The 13927-nt window shown below is 65.2% G+C and carries 10 protein-coding genes and 2 pseudogenes; 5 read left to right on the top strand and 7 right to left on the bottom strand.

The window, feature by feature from the left end; all coding sequences use genetic code 11:
- Both EJ078_RS07895 and EJ078_RS07890 read left to right on the top strand, forming a co-directional pair.
- A pseudogene (locus EJ078_RS07895) lies at positions 1-2088 on the top strand (DUF5682 family protein); the annotation flags it as partial.
- A 162-nt stretch (positions 2089-2250) separates the two neighbouring features.
- Positions 2251-3483 (top strand): VWA domain-containing protein, encoded by a 1233-nt coding sequence (locus EJ078_RS07890; protein WP_127214202.1) that lies wholly within the window; start codon positions 2251-2253, stop codon positions 3481-3483.
- 23 nt (positions 3484-3506) lie between these two features.
- On the opposite strand, the gene EJ078_RS07885 is transcribed toward EJ078_RS07890, so the two are convergent.
- The 5 genes and pseudogenes from EJ078_RS07885 to mtnK form a co-directional block, all read right to left on the bottom strand.
- A complete protein-coding gene (locus tag EJ078_RS07885; protein WP_127214204.1) occupies positions 3507-4232 on the bottom strand; it encodes an MgtC/SapB family protein in 726 nt (241 codons plus the stop codon).
- A 177-nt stretch (positions 4233-4409) separates the two neighbouring features.
- On the bottom strand, positions 4410-5474 hold the full coding sequence (gene fba, locus EJ078_RS07880) for a class II fructose-bisphosphate aldolase (RefSeq protein ID WP_067327727.1): 1065 nt from the start codon (positions 5472-5474) through the stop codon (positions 4410-4412).
- A gap of 159 nt (positions 5475-5633) precedes the next feature.
- Positions 5634-5783 (bottom strand): annotated as a pseudogene (locus tag EJ078_RS07875) (6,7-dimethyl-8-ribityllumazine synthase); the annotation flags it as partial.
- 7 nt (positions 5784-5790) lie between these two features.
- The gene (gene mtnA / locus EJ078_RS07870) at positions 5791-6885 is read right to left on the bottom strand and encodes an S-methyl-5-thioribose-1-phosphate isomerase (RefSeq protein ID WP_127214206.1); all 1095 of its coding nucleotides are present in this window, start codon (positions 6883-6885) and stop codon (positions 5791-5793) included.
- Positions 6882-8150 carry an S-methyl-5-thioribose kinase gene (mtnK, locus tag EJ078_RS07865; RefSeq protein ID WP_095823874.1) on the bottom strand — a complete coding sequence of 423 codons (1269 nt, stop codon included), beginning with the start codon at positions 8148-8150 and terminating at the stop codon, positions 6882-6884. The genes mtnA and mtnK overlap by 4 nt, the downstream gene beginning before the upstream one ends.
- A gap of 137 nt (positions 8151-8287) precedes the next feature.
- On the opposite strand from mtnK, the gene EJ078_RS07860 reads away from it, so the two are divergent.
- From EJ078_RS07860 to EJ078_RS07850, 3 genes are all read left to right on the top strand, one after another.
- Positions 8288-9799 (top strand): sugar ABC transporter ATP-binding protein, encoded by a 1512-nt coding sequence (locus EJ078_RS07860; RefSeq protein ID WP_127403865.1) that lies wholly within the window; start codon positions 8288-8290, stop codon positions 9797-9799.
- Between the two features lie 78 nt (positions 9800-9877).
- Positions 9878-10873 (top strand): ABC transporter permease, encoded by a 996-nt coding sequence (locus tag EJ078_RS07855; protein WP_067327737.1) that lies wholly within the window; start codon positions 9878-9880, stop codon positions 10871-10873.
- 40 nt (positions 10874-10913) lie between these two features.
- Entirely contained in the window at positions 10914-11966 is a 1053-nt protein-coding gene (locus tag EJ078_RS07850; protein WP_067327739.1) for a substrate-binding domain-containing protein, read from the top strand.
- 60 nt (positions 11967-12026) lie between these two features.
- Here the strand turns inward: EJ078_RS07850 and EJ078_RS07845 are convergent, their stop codons facing one another.
- Together EJ078_RS07845 and EJ078_RS07840 are read right to left on the bottom strand one after the other, a co-directional pair.
- The gene (locus EJ078_RS07845) at positions 12027-13103 is read right to left on the bottom strand and encodes a D-alanine--D-alanine ligase family protein (RefSeq protein WP_127216822.1); all 1077 of its coding nucleotides are present in this window, start codon (positions 13101-13103) and stop codon (positions 12027-12029) included.
- An 18-nt stretch (positions 13104-13121) separates the two neighbouring features.
- Complete coding sequence (locus EJ078_RS07840; protein WP_127216823.1) at positions 13122-13736, bottom strand: hypothetical protein; 615 nt, start codon at positions 13734-13736, stop codon at positions 13122-13124.
- Positions 13737-13927: the final 191 nt, after the last annotated feature.

The raw sequence follows: 13927 nt of genomic DNA, 5'->3' as shown, positions 1-13927 counted from the left end.
ATGACGCAAGGCGGCATCAGCTATTTCGGCATTCGCCATCATGGGCCGGGCTCCGCCGCGAGCCTGGTTAGAGCGTTGCAGGAATTGCAGCCGGCCGCCGTGCTGATCGAGGGGCCGGTGGATGCCTCGCCCTTGCTGCCCCTGCTTGCCAGCCCGGACATGAAGCCGCCGGTGGCACTGCTTTGCTACCCCGAGGACGATCCCGCCGCGACGCGCTTCTGGCCCTTCGCCGAATTCTCTCCCGAATATCAGGCGGCGCTGTGGGCTGTCGCCAACAAGGCGGCGCTGCGTTTCATCGACTTGCCGTCCGCCGCGCGGCTTGCCGAGCACGGGCCCGAGGGTTCGACCGACGCCGATGCGGACGAACCGGAGGCCACCGAAGAGCAGAGCGAAGCAAGCTCACGGATCCTTGATCCGATCGGCACTTTAGCGCGCGCCGCCGGCTATGAGGACGGCGAAAGCTGGTGGTCCGATATCATTGAGCAGAATCCCGCACCCGGGCCGATCTTTGCTGCCATCGCCGACGCGATGACGACGCTGCGCGACGGCGAGACGTCCATTGGCAAATTCGAGGCCATGCGCGAGGCGCATATGCGGCTGGAGATCGCCGCTGCGCGCAAAGAAATCGACGGGCCGCTGGCCGTCGTCTGCGGCGCGTGGCATGTGCCCGCCCTGCAAGCTGCGCATACGCAAAAGAGCGACCAGGCACTGCTCAAGGGCATCGGCCGGCGCAAGACCACGATGACCTTCGCGCCATGGACCGGACCGCGGCTGGCGCTGGGTTATGACTATGGCGCCGGTGTCGTCGCGCCGGGCTGGAGCAAGCACCTGTGGCAGACGCGCGGGCAGGATGACGCTTCGGTGCTGTGGCTCGCGCGGATCGCTTCGGTTCTCAGGGCCAAGGGCCATATAATTTCGACCGCCTCGCTGATCGAGGCGGAGCGTCTGGCGCGGGCGCTTGCCGCCATACGCGAGCGCCCGAAACCGGGTTTCGAGGAACTGCGTGAGGCCTCGATCGCGGCGCTCTTCAACGGCGAGGCCTTGCTGTGGAAGATGGTCGAGGCCGAGCTGCTGCTCGGCGCCGATGTCGGCGAGATTCCAGCCGACACGCCGCTCGCGCCGCTGATCGATGATTTGCAGCGCAACCAGAAGGCCGCGCGGCTCAAGCCTGAAGCACTGGAGCGCGAGCTCTCCATCGACCTGCGCAGCGAGAGCGGTCTCTTTCGGTCGACGCTTCTGCACCGGCTGAACGTGCTCGGCGTGAACTGGGGCAGGCTGACGGATGTCGGCCGCAGCCGCGGCACGTTCCGCGAGCGCTGGCTGCTGGCCTGGCAGCCGGAATACGCCGTGCGCCTGGTCGAAAACCTGATTTACGGACCGACCATCGAGAAGGCCGCCAACGGACGGCTTGTCCAGATGATCGGCGCCGCTTCGACGCTCGATGCTCTGGCCACGCTGGTGCAAAGCGCGATCACCGCCGCCTTGAGCGAGGCGTCCGCGGCCGGCCTCGCCGCGCTCGAGGAGAAGGCGGCGCATAGCAGCGAATGCCTGGAGCTCCTTGCGTCGGTGCCCCCACTTGCCGACATCATCCGCTATGGCGAAGCGCGCAAAACCGAGACGCAGCGCCTTGCCGGCCTCTTGGAGCGGTTGGTCATCGAAGGCGCGATCGCGCTGCCTTACGCCGCGCGCGATCTCGACGCGCAGGCCGCCGCAGCGCTGATGGCGGCGCTGAGCAAGGCCGACGAGGCGATCAGGCTGGTCGAACCGGACGAGCATGTCCTGGATGCCTGGCGGAACGGCCTTGCGGCCGTGCTCGATTCATCGCGCTCGACGGCGCTCGTTGCTGGCTGCGCCGCACATCTGCTCTACGAGGCCGGGCACCTCTCGGCCGAGGCCACGGCCGGCCTTTTGGCAAAGCGGCTGTCGCCCGGAACGCCGGTCATCGATGCCGCCGCCTTTTTCGAAGGCTTCTTCAGCGGCGCCGGCCAGAGGCTGATCTATGACGAGGGGCTGCGCGGCGCTGTCGATTCCTGGCTGGCATCGCTCGACGAGGACGCCTTCGTTGCGCATCTGCCTTTGCTGCGCCGCGTATTTTCCAATCTCGACAGCATGGAGCGCCGCCGCCTGATCGAGGCCGTGCTCGGCCGCAGGGCGAGCCTGCCCGCCGGACTGACGCCGGCACCGATGGCGGCGAGGCCTGGCGCCGGCATTTTGGTCTCCTCGGCAAGCTGCTTACGGGGGAGCCCAACCATGGATGATGAAACGGTCGGACCCGATCTTCATCCGATCGAAGGGACGCGGGAGCGCCGTTGGCGCCTGGCGATCGGCGCCGACGATGAGTCCTCCTCGGCGCTGTCGCAGGAGGACCGGCGGCTTTCGGCAGCCCTCGATGCGCTCTACGGCGACGGCAGCGGCGACGCCGGCGATCCGCGCAAGCGGCGCGGCGGGCTTGGCCGTTCGGCGCCGCGCGTCGCGCAATGGATGGGCGATATCCGCTCTTTCTTCCCCGAGCAGGTGGTCCAGGTCGTGCAGAAGGACGCCTTCGAGCGCCTGAACCTGAAGCAGATGCTGATGGAGCCGGAATTCCTCAAGGCGATCGAGGCCGACGTCAATCTCGTTGCCGATCTGGTCTCGTTGCGCTCGGCGATGCCGGAAAAGACCAAGGACATTGCCCGCTCGATCATTTCCGACATCGTCGCCAAGCTGATGCAGCGTCTCGAGCAGAAAACCGCCGAGGCGATCCGCGGCGCGCTCGACCGTTCAAGGCGCACCAACAGGCCGCGGCAGCGCGACATCGACTGGCCGCGCACTATCGCGGCGAACCTTCGCCACTACCAGCCAGACCACAAGACCGTGGTGCCGGAAAAGCTCGTCGGCTTCATGCGCCGCCAGCGTCGGCTGGTCGACCTCGACGAAGTGACGCTCTGCGTCGATCAGTCCGGCTCGATGGCAAGTTCGGTCATCTACGCCTCGATCTTCGCGGCCGTGATGGCCTCCTTGCCGGTCGTGCGCACCAAGCTGGTCTGCTTTGACACCGCGATCGTCGATCTGACCGACGAGCTCAGCGATCCGGTCGAGGTGCTGTTCGGCGTCCAGCTCGGCGGCGGAACCGACATCAACCAGGCGGTCGCTTATTGCGCCGAGCGCATCGAGCGGCCGACCAAGGCGCATTTCGTCCTCATCACAGACCTCTACGAAGGCGGCAACGGTCAGGAACTGCTTCGTCGGCTGGCTGCGCTGGTGCGGTCGGGCGTCAATGTCGTTGTGCTCCTGGCGCTCACCGACCAGGGCCGTCCCGGCTACGACTCCTCCATGGCCGGCTCGGTCGCGGCGTTGGGCGTCCCGGTCTTCGCCTGCACGCCGGACCACTTTCCCGACATGATGGCGGCGGCGCTGCGCCGGGAGGACATCGGCGCCTGGGCGGCGGGAGCGGACATCAAGCTTGTTCGCCCGGATTCGGAAACGCCAAGCGCAGCCGAATAGGTTCGCCACCCTTCTGACGCTGATCAGGGCGCTTTCTCGCTGATCAATTCAAACCGCTCGATCTCGCAGTGTAGGCCGACCAGCGCCAGCACCTCAGTTGACGGCTCGACTGCATCTGGCTGCCGCCATTTGACTTGGAAGGAAAACACGAAGCGGTCGCGGTCGGCGTCGTGCTCCATGCCAACGAAGCGGGCATCGTATCCGAGCGGCCGTACGATCTCCTGGAGGTCGGGCGGGGCTGTCTTCGGCCATGCGACCGCAAGGATCGCCTTATGGTCGCGCGGGATCTTGAGGTCGACCCATTTCAGGGCCTGCAGCGTCACCAGCGTCAATACTGTAGCAATCGCGCCGAGGCCGAACTGGCCGCCGCCGAAGGCCAGCCCGATCATCGTCATGATCCACATGGTGGCGGCGGTGGTCACCCCGGTGACGAGATCGCCGCGTCTGAGGATGGCGCCGCCGCCGATGAAGCCGACGCCGGTGAGCACGCCGAGCGCAAAGCGCAGCACATCCATGCGCACGAATGAGTCCGGTCCCTTACCGGCAACGTCGAGCAGCATGTTGGCCTGGACCATGGCGACGCACGCCGCGAGGCCGACCAGGATGGTCGTCCGCAGGCCGGCGGAATGGCCGCGCGCTTCGCGATTCAAGCCGATGAGGAAGCCCGCGACCAGCGTCAGCAACAGCCGCGCAACGAGATCCGGCCATGTCGGATGAAGCGGCATGTCGCAGCAGAGCGGCTCGAGCATTTCCCGTCGGCGACGCCGGTCGGCGCACCCTCCATTGCGTCAGGACAGTTCAACTAAGCTCGGCCATGGATGGTTCCTTGGCCAATGCCGATGACGTGAGGTTCCGCGGGCCTGGTGCCGTGGGAGGGCGGGCGTGCTCCCGCGACCGGCTGGAACCCGGTCGCGGGAGGAGGTGGCTCAGCCGAACTTCGGGTCAAGGCTGCCGGCCTTGTAACGCTTGGCCATTTCCGACAACGGGATCGGCTTGATCTTCGGCGCGTTGCCGGCTGTGCCGAACTGCTCGAAGCGTTCCTTGCAGAGCTTCTTCATCGCCGCCATGGCCGGCGTCAGATATTTGCGCGGATCGAACTCGGAAGGGTTCTCGGTCAGCACTTTGCGGATCGCGCCGGTCAGAGCCATGCGGTTGTCGGTGTCGATGTTGATCTTGCGCACGCCGTGCTTGATGCCGCGCTGGATCTCTTCCACCGGCACGCCCCAGGTCGGCTTCATCTGGCCGCCATATTTGTTGATGATCTCCTGCAGCTCCTCCGGCACCGATGACGAGCCGTGCATGACCAGATGCATGTTGGGCAGGCGGCGATGGATCTCCTCGATCACGTTCATCGCCAGCACCGCGCCATCCGGCTTGCGCGAGAATTTGTAGGCGCCGTGGCTGGTGCCCATGGCCACCGCCAGCGCATCGACATGGGTGTCGCGCACGAACTGCTCGGCTTGCACCGGGTCTGTAAGCAACTGATCGTGGCTGATGGCGCCTTCGACGCCGTGGCCGTCCTCCTGCTCGCCGCCGCCGCTCTCCAGCGAGCCGAGCACGCCGATCTCGCCTTCCACCGAGACACCGCCCCAATGCGCCATATCGACGACGCGGCGCGTGATGCCTGAATTATAGGCGTAGTCGGCCGGCGACTTGCCGTCTTCCTTCAGCGAACCGTCCATCATCACCGAGGTGAAGCCGTACTGGATCGCGGTGACGCAGGTCGCTTCGTTGTTGCCGTGGTCGAGATGCATGCAGACCGGAATGTCGGGGTGAATCTCGACCAGCGCGTCGATCAGCTTGGCCAGCACCACATCGTTGGCGTAGGCGCGCGCCCCGCGGCTCGCCTGGAGGATGACCGGCGACTTGGTCTCCTCGGCCGCCTCCATGATGGCGAGGCCCTGTTCCATGTTGTTCATGTTGAAGGCAGGCACGCCATAGCCTTGTTCGGCGGCATGGTCGAGCAATTGTCTCAGTGTGATGCGAGCCAACGAATAGTCTCCCGTATCTGGTTCGAGCCCGTGTTTGAAAAGGCCGGCCCGGGCGGGCGGCCCCGTTGCTTCTGGCCGGATTTCTGACCTACCGCAACCTTTTGAAGCCCTTTCGGCCGCAATTCTTGTTGCAGGGCTGAAATCCGGCCCGAGTCGAGTCTAAGCAGCGATCCGCTCGCGCGCGGCAAGGATTTCGACGCAGGCCTTCGCCGCTTCCTTGCCCTTCACCAAAAAATGCTCGTGGGAGAAGCGGCGGTGCTCGGCGCTCTCATGATAGTTGTGCGGCGTGAGCACGGCCGAGAGCACCGGGCGAAGATTAGCTGCGCTCGGGAAACATTGCCTTCAGCGCCTCGCGCGAAGCCTTCGCCACGCCGCGCTCGGTGATCAGCCCTGTCACCAGCCGAGCCGGCGTCACGTCGAAGGCGGGGTTTGCCGCCGGCGTTGCGTCGGGCGAGACGCGCACCTGCGCGACCTTGCCGTCGGCCGTCCTACCCCACACCAGCGAAACCTCGTCACTCGCGCGCTCCTCGATCGGGATTTCCGCAAGCCCGTCGGCGACCGTCCAGTCGATGGTGGGCGAGGGGAGCGCGACATAGAAAGGGACGTCGTTGTCGGCGGCGGCTAAAGCCTTGAGATAGGTGCCGATCTTGTTGCAGACGTCGCCATTGGCCGTCGTGCGGTCGGTGCCGACGATCACCATGTCGATGTCGCCATGCTGCATCAGATGCCCGCCGGCGTTATCGACGATCAGCGTGTGCGGCACGCCGTGGCCGGCCATTTCCCAGGCGGTCAGCTGGGCGCCCTGGTTGCGCGGCCTGGTCTCGTCGACATAGACGTGGACCGGAATGCCGGCTTCCGTCGCCAGATAGATTGGCGCCGTGGCGGTGCCGTAGTCGACCGTCGCCAGCCAACCGGCATTGCAATGGGTGAGAATGTTGACCGCCTCGCCAGGCTTCTTTTTCGCCGCGATCTCCTTGATGATGGCAAGCCCGTTCTCGCCGATGGCGCGATTGAGCCCGACATCCTCGTCTGCGATCTCGGCGGCGCGCCGGTAGGCGGCCTCGGCGCGCTCTCCCGGCGCCAGCGGCTTCAGAAAACGCCGCATCTCGTCCAGCGCCCAGCGCAGGTTGATCGCCGTCGGTCGCGTTTTGTGCAGCGTCTCCCACGCCGCGTCGAGCGCTTCGTCCGAGGGATCGTCGGTCATCTGGATGGCGACGCCGTAGGCGGCGGTGACGCCGATCAGCGGCGCGCCGCGCACCCACATGTCGCGGATCGCGGTGGCGATGCCGGGAACCGTTCCGATCGTCTCGACGCGAAACTCATGCGGCAGCCAGCGCTGGTCGATGATCTCGACCGAGCGTTTGTCGTCGCTGAGCCAAATTGTACGATAGTGGCGTTCGCCGACGTTCAAAGGCTCTTCTCCTGTTCGACCAGCGCGGCCAATGCGTTGACCTCGTCGATGCTGTGGATCTGACGCCGGTTCACGGCGATGTGGCGGCCGAAGCGCAGCGCCTTTGCTTCACATTTGGCGCGAAGGTCTGCGTCGGCAATGGTCTCGAAATCGGCATTGTGGGCGAGACCGAGGATACGTCGGTGCACCTCGATGCCGGCGAAGCCGAGCAGGTCGGTCCAGATGCCGGAAAGCATGTGGTCGAGCGCCTGTTCGGAACCGAGCAGGTCGCCCTGATCCTCGAACAGGCTCTTCTGGTAGAGGATGCCGGTGCGCTCGGTTCGCCACAAATGCGAAAACTCGGCGCGGAACACCGCCCAGCTCTCGGCCGTGACCTTAAGCAGGTAGGCGCGCATCGAATCCCGGCTACCTTTCTGCTCATGGCCCCGCTGCGAGAAGAAGGCCATCCAGAAATTGGCGAGCAGCATGCCGACGTCGAAGGCGATCGGGCCGTAGAAGGCGAATTCCGGATCGATCATCCGGGTCTCGGTGTCGGTCACCATGATCGAACCGGAATGCAGGTCGCCATGCAGCAGTGTTTCGGCATTGGCGGCGAATAGGTGCTTCAGCCGCTGCGCCTCGACCTTGAGGTCGCGGTCGGCGCGCAATTCGGCCACCAGGCGGTCGAGCTGCGGGCTGGTGTGCCGGTTCATCTCGGCGTCGAAATAGGGATCGGAGAACACCAGGTTCTCGGTGATGTCGCAGAGCTCGACATTGTCGGCGAACAGCGCGAGATCGGCCTTGCGCTCTTTTGTCGGCATTGAGAGGTCCGAGCCGCGGAACAGCGTGCGGGCCATGAACAGGCCGATGTCGCGCGCAATGTTCGGCAGCTCGCGGCCGTCGATCAGCGCGCGACGCAGGATAATGTAGGGCGGCGCCAGATACTCCATGACAATAAGCGCCTGGTCCTCGTCGAAATAATAGATCGCCGGCACCGAGCCTGGCGCTCGGCGCTGTTGCCTCGTCAGCGCGTGATACTCGAAGAAAGCGCGCTTCAAAGGCAGCGGCCAGCTGTCGCCGACCAGGCGCACATAGGGCAGCGCCTGCTTGACCACCGCCGCGCCCTGGTCGCCCTCGACGATGAAAACGAGGTTCAGATTGCCGTCGCCGACCTCGCGTACTTTCCAGTGGCCGGCGTCCTTGCCAATGCGCTCGGTAAGCGCCGTGGTCTCGCCGAGCCGCTGCGGCAGCGTCTCCACCGACAATGCTTCGAACTTCCCGGTCATCCTCTCCCTCCTGCGCGTGGTGTCCCACGATAACGGAGCCACGGCGGCCGGGCCAAGCTAGGGAGGGCTCTGGCAATTGTCAATCGTGTTGACAATTGCCGAGTGAGCCCATAGCGTCATGGATCAGGGAGGAACGAATGGGCGCAGATGCCGTGTTCCGTGTGGACGGCCTGAGGAAATCCTTCGGCCAGAACGAGGTGCTTGGCGGCATCGCGCTGGATCTCTACGCGGGCGAGGTCACCGTGCTGATGGGCGCCAACGGCGCCGGCAAATCCACCCTGGTCAAGATCGTTAGCGGCGTCTGCGCGCGCGGCGGCGGCACGATGCGGCTCGCCGGCCAGGCCTTCGATCCCGGCTCGCCGGCAGAAGCGATCCGCGCCGGCGTCGTCACCGTTCATCAGAACATCAATGACGGCGTTGTCGCCGATCTCGACGTCGCCACCAACCTGACCCTCGACCGGCTGAGCGGCAAGGGTGCATCGCTGCTGTTCAAGCCCGCCAATGTCCGCGTCGAAGCCAGGGCCGTAGCCGACCGCATGGGGCTTACGCTCGATCTTAAGGCACGAGTCGCGGACCTCTCGCTCGCCGATCGTCAGATGGTCGCAATTGCCCGCGCCATGGCGCACCAGCCGAAAGTGCTGATCCTCGACGAGCCGACCTCCTCGCTGTCGAGCGCCGAGGCCGACCGGCTGTTTGCGCTGATCGACAGGCTGCGCGGGCAGGGTGTCGCGATCCTCTATATCTCGCATCGCATGTCCGACATCAGGCGCTTGGCAGACCGCATCGTCTCGATCCGTGACGGCGTCGTCTCCGGCGTGTTCGACCGGAAGCCGCTCGACTATGAGGGCGCGGTCAATGCCATGCTCGGCCGCAAGATCCTGCTCGACCGAGTCATTGCCAGAAGCTCGGCGCGCGCGGTCTTCACCGCCCAAGGCCTGCAGCTGGCGCCCGGCGCCAGACCGATTTCGATGACGCTCGGCGCCGGGGAGGTGGTGGCGATCACCGGCCTGGTCGGCGTCGGCAAGACGGCGCTCGCCGAAACTTTGTTCGGCGTGCGCAGGCCGCTCGCCGGCACCATGCATATGGACGGCAAGCCCTACGCACCGGGATCCGCGCGCGAGGCGATCGCTGCCGGTGCCTTCCTTGTGGCCAAGGACCGCGCGATGAGCGGCATCGTCGGCGGCTTCAACATCGAACGCAACATCAGCCTGCCGTTTCTCAAGCGCATGTCCGGCTTCGGTGTCATGAAGAAGCGGGCAGAACGGGCTGCCGCACGCCGCCAGATCGACGAGCTCGGCATCGTCTGCCGCTCCGAGAAGGACGAGCTTTCCGCGCTTTCGGGCGGCAACCAGCAGAAGGTGATGGTGGCGCGCTGGATGTCGCAGGCCTCGCGCCTGTTCATCCTCGACGAGCCGTTCCAGGGCGTCGATATCTCGGCTCGGCGCGACATCGCAACCAAGCTCAGGGCGAGCGCCGACGGCCGCGCCACACTGCTCTTCGTCACCGAGATCGACGAGGCCCTGGAGACTGCCGACCGCATCCTGGTGATGTCGGAGCACGCGATCGTCGGCGAGCACAGGAACGATGACATCGATCTCGATCGGCTGCTGGCTGAGGTGGCCGGCGGGCCGCTCACCAGCGCGGCGTGAGATCGTATGGATGACGAGACTTGGAGTGCAGGCATGAGTTCCAGTTTGGCGGAGAGGGCAGCAGCGCGGGGGCGTTCGATGACATTGCGCGACTATGCCATCCGCTATGGTTTCATCATCCTGCTGGTCGGGCTGATCGCCTATTTCGCGATCGCCGCCGACGGCTTCGCCTCGCCGCAAAGCGCCGTCTTCATCTTCCAGTCGGTCGCGATCACCGGCGTGCTGGCACTCGGCGTCACCGCGACACTTGTCGTCGGCGGCTTCGATCTGTCGATTGGCTCGGTCGCCACCAGCGCCATGATGGCGGCTTCCTATGCCATGGTTGTGCTGGAGCAGAACGCCGTCGTCGCCGTCATCGCCTGCCTCGTGATCGGCGCGGTCGTCGGCCTCATCAATGGCTGGCTCATCGTCTACATGCGCGTGCCGGATCTGCTCGCGACGCTCGGCATGATGTTCCTGCTGCTCGGCCTGCAACGCATTCCGACCGAAGGCCGCTCGATCGCCACCGGCATGACGATGCCCGACGGCTCGGTCGCCAACGGCAAGTTCTCGGAAGCCTTCCTGGCGCTCGGCCGCCACCGCATCGACTTCTTCATTCCGAACCTGATCCCGGTCTCGGTGGTGGTGCTCATCGTGCTCGCCGCGCTCATCTGGTTCTTCCTCGAATACACCCGCTTCGGCCGCATGATGTATGCCGTCGGCAGCAACGAACGCGCCGCCGAACTGGCCGGCGCGCCTGTCAAGGCATACAAGATCTGGGCCTATGTCATTTCGGGAGTTTTTGCCTCGATCGGCGGGATTTTGCTCGCTGCCCGGCTTGGACGCGGCGATATCGCCTCGGGTAATAATTTGCTGCTCGACGCAGTAGCGGCGGCGCTTATCGGCTACGCGGTGCTCGGCGCCGCCAAGCCGAACGCTTTCGGCACGGCCGTCGGCGCGGTGTTCGTCGGCGTCCTGCTGCAGGGCCTGACGATGATGAACGCCCCTTACTACACGCAGGATTTCGTCAAGGGCGCGGTTCTCGTCGTCGCCCTTGTCTTCACCTTCGCCCTTTCCGGCAGGGGCAAGAGATAGTTTCGACCGGGGCATTGAGAACAAAACGGAGGAAGACGAAGTGAGCATCACAAGGAGACTTTTAGGGAAGGCCGCACTCGGCCTCGCGGGCGCGGCGCTGCTCATGCAGGGCACAGCATTGGCGGCGGACCGTCCGGCGCCATTCGACAAGCCGGGCGTCAAGATCGCGCTGGTGCGCTATCTCTCCACCGGTGACTTCTTCCAGGCCTATCTCTCCGGCGTCGAGGCGCAGGCCAACGCGCTCGGCGTCGATCTGCGCGTGCTGGACAGCCGCCAGGACGCAGCGCTCCAGGCCGACATGGTCGACCAGGCGATCGCGCTCGGCGTGCAGGGCATCATCATCCAGCACGGCCTGACGGAATCGATGAAGGACGCCGCCCAGCGCGCCGTCGACGCGGGCATCAAGGTCGTCGCCTTCGACGTCAATGTCGAGAACCCGAAGATCCCGCAGATCGAGCAGTCCGACCGCGATCTCGCGCGCCTCGCGCTCGAACAGGCGGTCAAGGACAATGGCGACGCCTGGAAAGCCGGCTATGTCTATGTCGCCGGCATCGCCCCGCTCGACCGCCGCAACGAAACCTGGGTCGACGTGAAGAAGAAACATTCCGGCATCAGCGAGGTCGCCATGTTCGGCACGCTCGACAATCCGATCGCCAATTCCGTCGCCAACCAGGCGCGCTCGGTGCTGCAGGCGCATCCCGATATCAAGGTGATGTTCGCGCCTTACGACGAGTTCGCCAAGGGGGTGAAGATCGCCGTCGACGAAGCCGGCCTGAACAAGGGCATCAAGATCTACTCAGCCGACATATCGACGTCCGACATCGCCGCGATGCGCGAGCCGGACAGCGCCTGGGCCGCCACCGCCGCCACCAACCCGGCAGTCGTCGGCCAGGTCTCGGTGCGCGCGCTGGCGCAGCTGCTCGCCGGCGAGGATCCCGGCCACAACGTCATCGTGCCGCCGACGCTGATCACCCAGAAGGAACTTATCGACAAGGACATCAAGAACATGGAAGACCTGTCGGCCAAGCTGCCGCAGTTCGCCCATGCCGATGTCGCCATGCCGGCCTGGATGCCGAACCCCAACGCGAAGTAGGCCACGCGCCCGAAGGCAGAAGAGCGGCTCTCGGGCCGCTCTTTTTATTGCCGGAGTCGCTCAGGTAGATCGGGCGGCACGCGCCAGCCCATGCGCCACCAGCCGGTCGATGACTTCCGGGTAGCTGATGTCGCTTGCCGCCATTGCCTTGGCGTACATGCTGATGTCGGTGAAGCCCGGAATGGTGTTGAGCTCGTTGATCAGGAACGTCATGTCCGGTCTCACGAAGAAGTCGACGCGCGCCATCGCGTCGCAACCCAGCGCGCGAAACGCCTTCGCCGCCGTCTCGCGGATCTCGCCTTCGATCGTCTCGGGCAGTTCGGCGGGCACCTTAAGTGCTGCTCCATCCTTATCGATATATTTGGCGTCATAGCTGTAGAAGCCGTGGCTTTCGGACGGCACGATCTCGCCGGGACGGGAGACGAAGAGGCCACCTTCCGTGTCCTCAAGCACGCTGCATTCGATCTCGCGGCCGCGGATGAATTCCTCCGCCAGCAGCTTGCCGTCGTGCCTGAAGCCTTCGGCGAGCGCTGCCTGATAGCCCGTTTCGTCGGAGACCTTGCTGACGCCGACGGAAGAGCCCTGGCGGGCCGGCTTGATGAAGACCGGGAGTCCGAGCGCCTGCTCGATCTCCGCGAAGCCAGGCGCGGCCTCGGGCAGGATGGTGCTGGACCGTGCCGTGGGCAGGCCGGCCGCCTTCAGTAACCGCTTGGCGATATCCTTGTCGAGCGCCGAGGCCGAACCGAGAATGCCGCAGCCGGCAAGCGGCACGCGCGCCACCTCCGCCAGTCCTTGCGCGGCGCCGTCCTCGCCATGGAGACCGTGCAGGACGGGAAACAGAATGTCGATCGCGGGCAACTCGTAAGGCGGCCCTTCGGCCGGAACGGCCAGCATTCGGCCATGCCCGCCGGGCACCAGACAGACCTCCGCTCCGTTCGACGGTGTCGCCAGCGCGCCGTCCTCGAAGCGGCTGAGCAGCCATTGCCCTTCGCGGGTGACGAAGATCGGAACGGCATCGTACTTCCCCGGCTCCAGCGCGCCCATGACATTGTTCGCCGAAAGCACCGACACGTCATGCTCGGCGGACCGCCCGCCAAAGAGCACACCAATACGCAGTCTTTTTTCGGCCATCGACATCTCCACAATGCTCAAGGATCAGAAACCGACGGCGATGCCGCGCCGGGCGAAAAAGCGGTCGAAACTGGCGAGCGGTAGCGTGACGTCCGCCTGGCTCTGCCTGACGTGTCCCGAAGGGTTGTGGAAGCGGATTTCGCCTGGCGAGGCGGCCGTCACCAGTACCAGATGCCCGCCTTTCGACGGCGGCTCGCGCTCGGGCCAGCGGATGCCTGGATGAACCGAGGCGATGAAGTAGCGCCACTTGCAAAGCAGACCGGGCACCGTGGCCGCATCGACATTCGTCATCGTCTCGGCGAGCAGGCCGAAACGTTCGCGCACGAACCGGACGAAGGGCTCGTAGATCAGCCCCTTGATCGTACCGTGGCCTTCATTGACGACATAGCCGCCATAGGCCGTGCAGGCGCGGGCGAGCTCAAGCGTCGGATGAATTTCGCCGCGCGCGGCAAGGATCATCTTCAGGCAGGCCATGCCGCAGACATTCACGGCCCAGCGTGCATAATCCTCAATCGTTTCGGCGCCGGAATTGCGCCACAGCGGGTCGCGGTGCAGAGCCGATGGTCCCTCCGCCAACAGCGGCAGAGTCATGCCGGGCGATTCCCACTGGCTGAAATAAGGCACTTCCCTGGTTTGCATAGCGGCTCCAGCTTTGTGTCCCGCAAGCGAGGGGCAAGGCACCCCCTTAAAGCTGTTCGAGCAATAAGCAAAAGATTTGCGCGGATTTTGACCGGTTGGAGCAGTTTTCCAGCAGACGTGAAATGGGCTTCAGTCCTGACCTGGGTCGCGACACGGAGAGAGTGGTCCGTCGTTCGGGGAAAGCGACGGGC

Source organism: Mesorhizobium sp. M1A.F.Ca.IN.022.06.1.1 (genome assembly GCF_003952605.1).
Lineage (GTDB): Bacteria > Pseudomonadota > Alphaproteobacteria > Rhizobiales > Rhizobiaceae > Mesorhizobium.
Note: the sequence above shows the minus strand (reverse complement) of the source record. Positions and strands in the feature narration are given on the sequence as shown.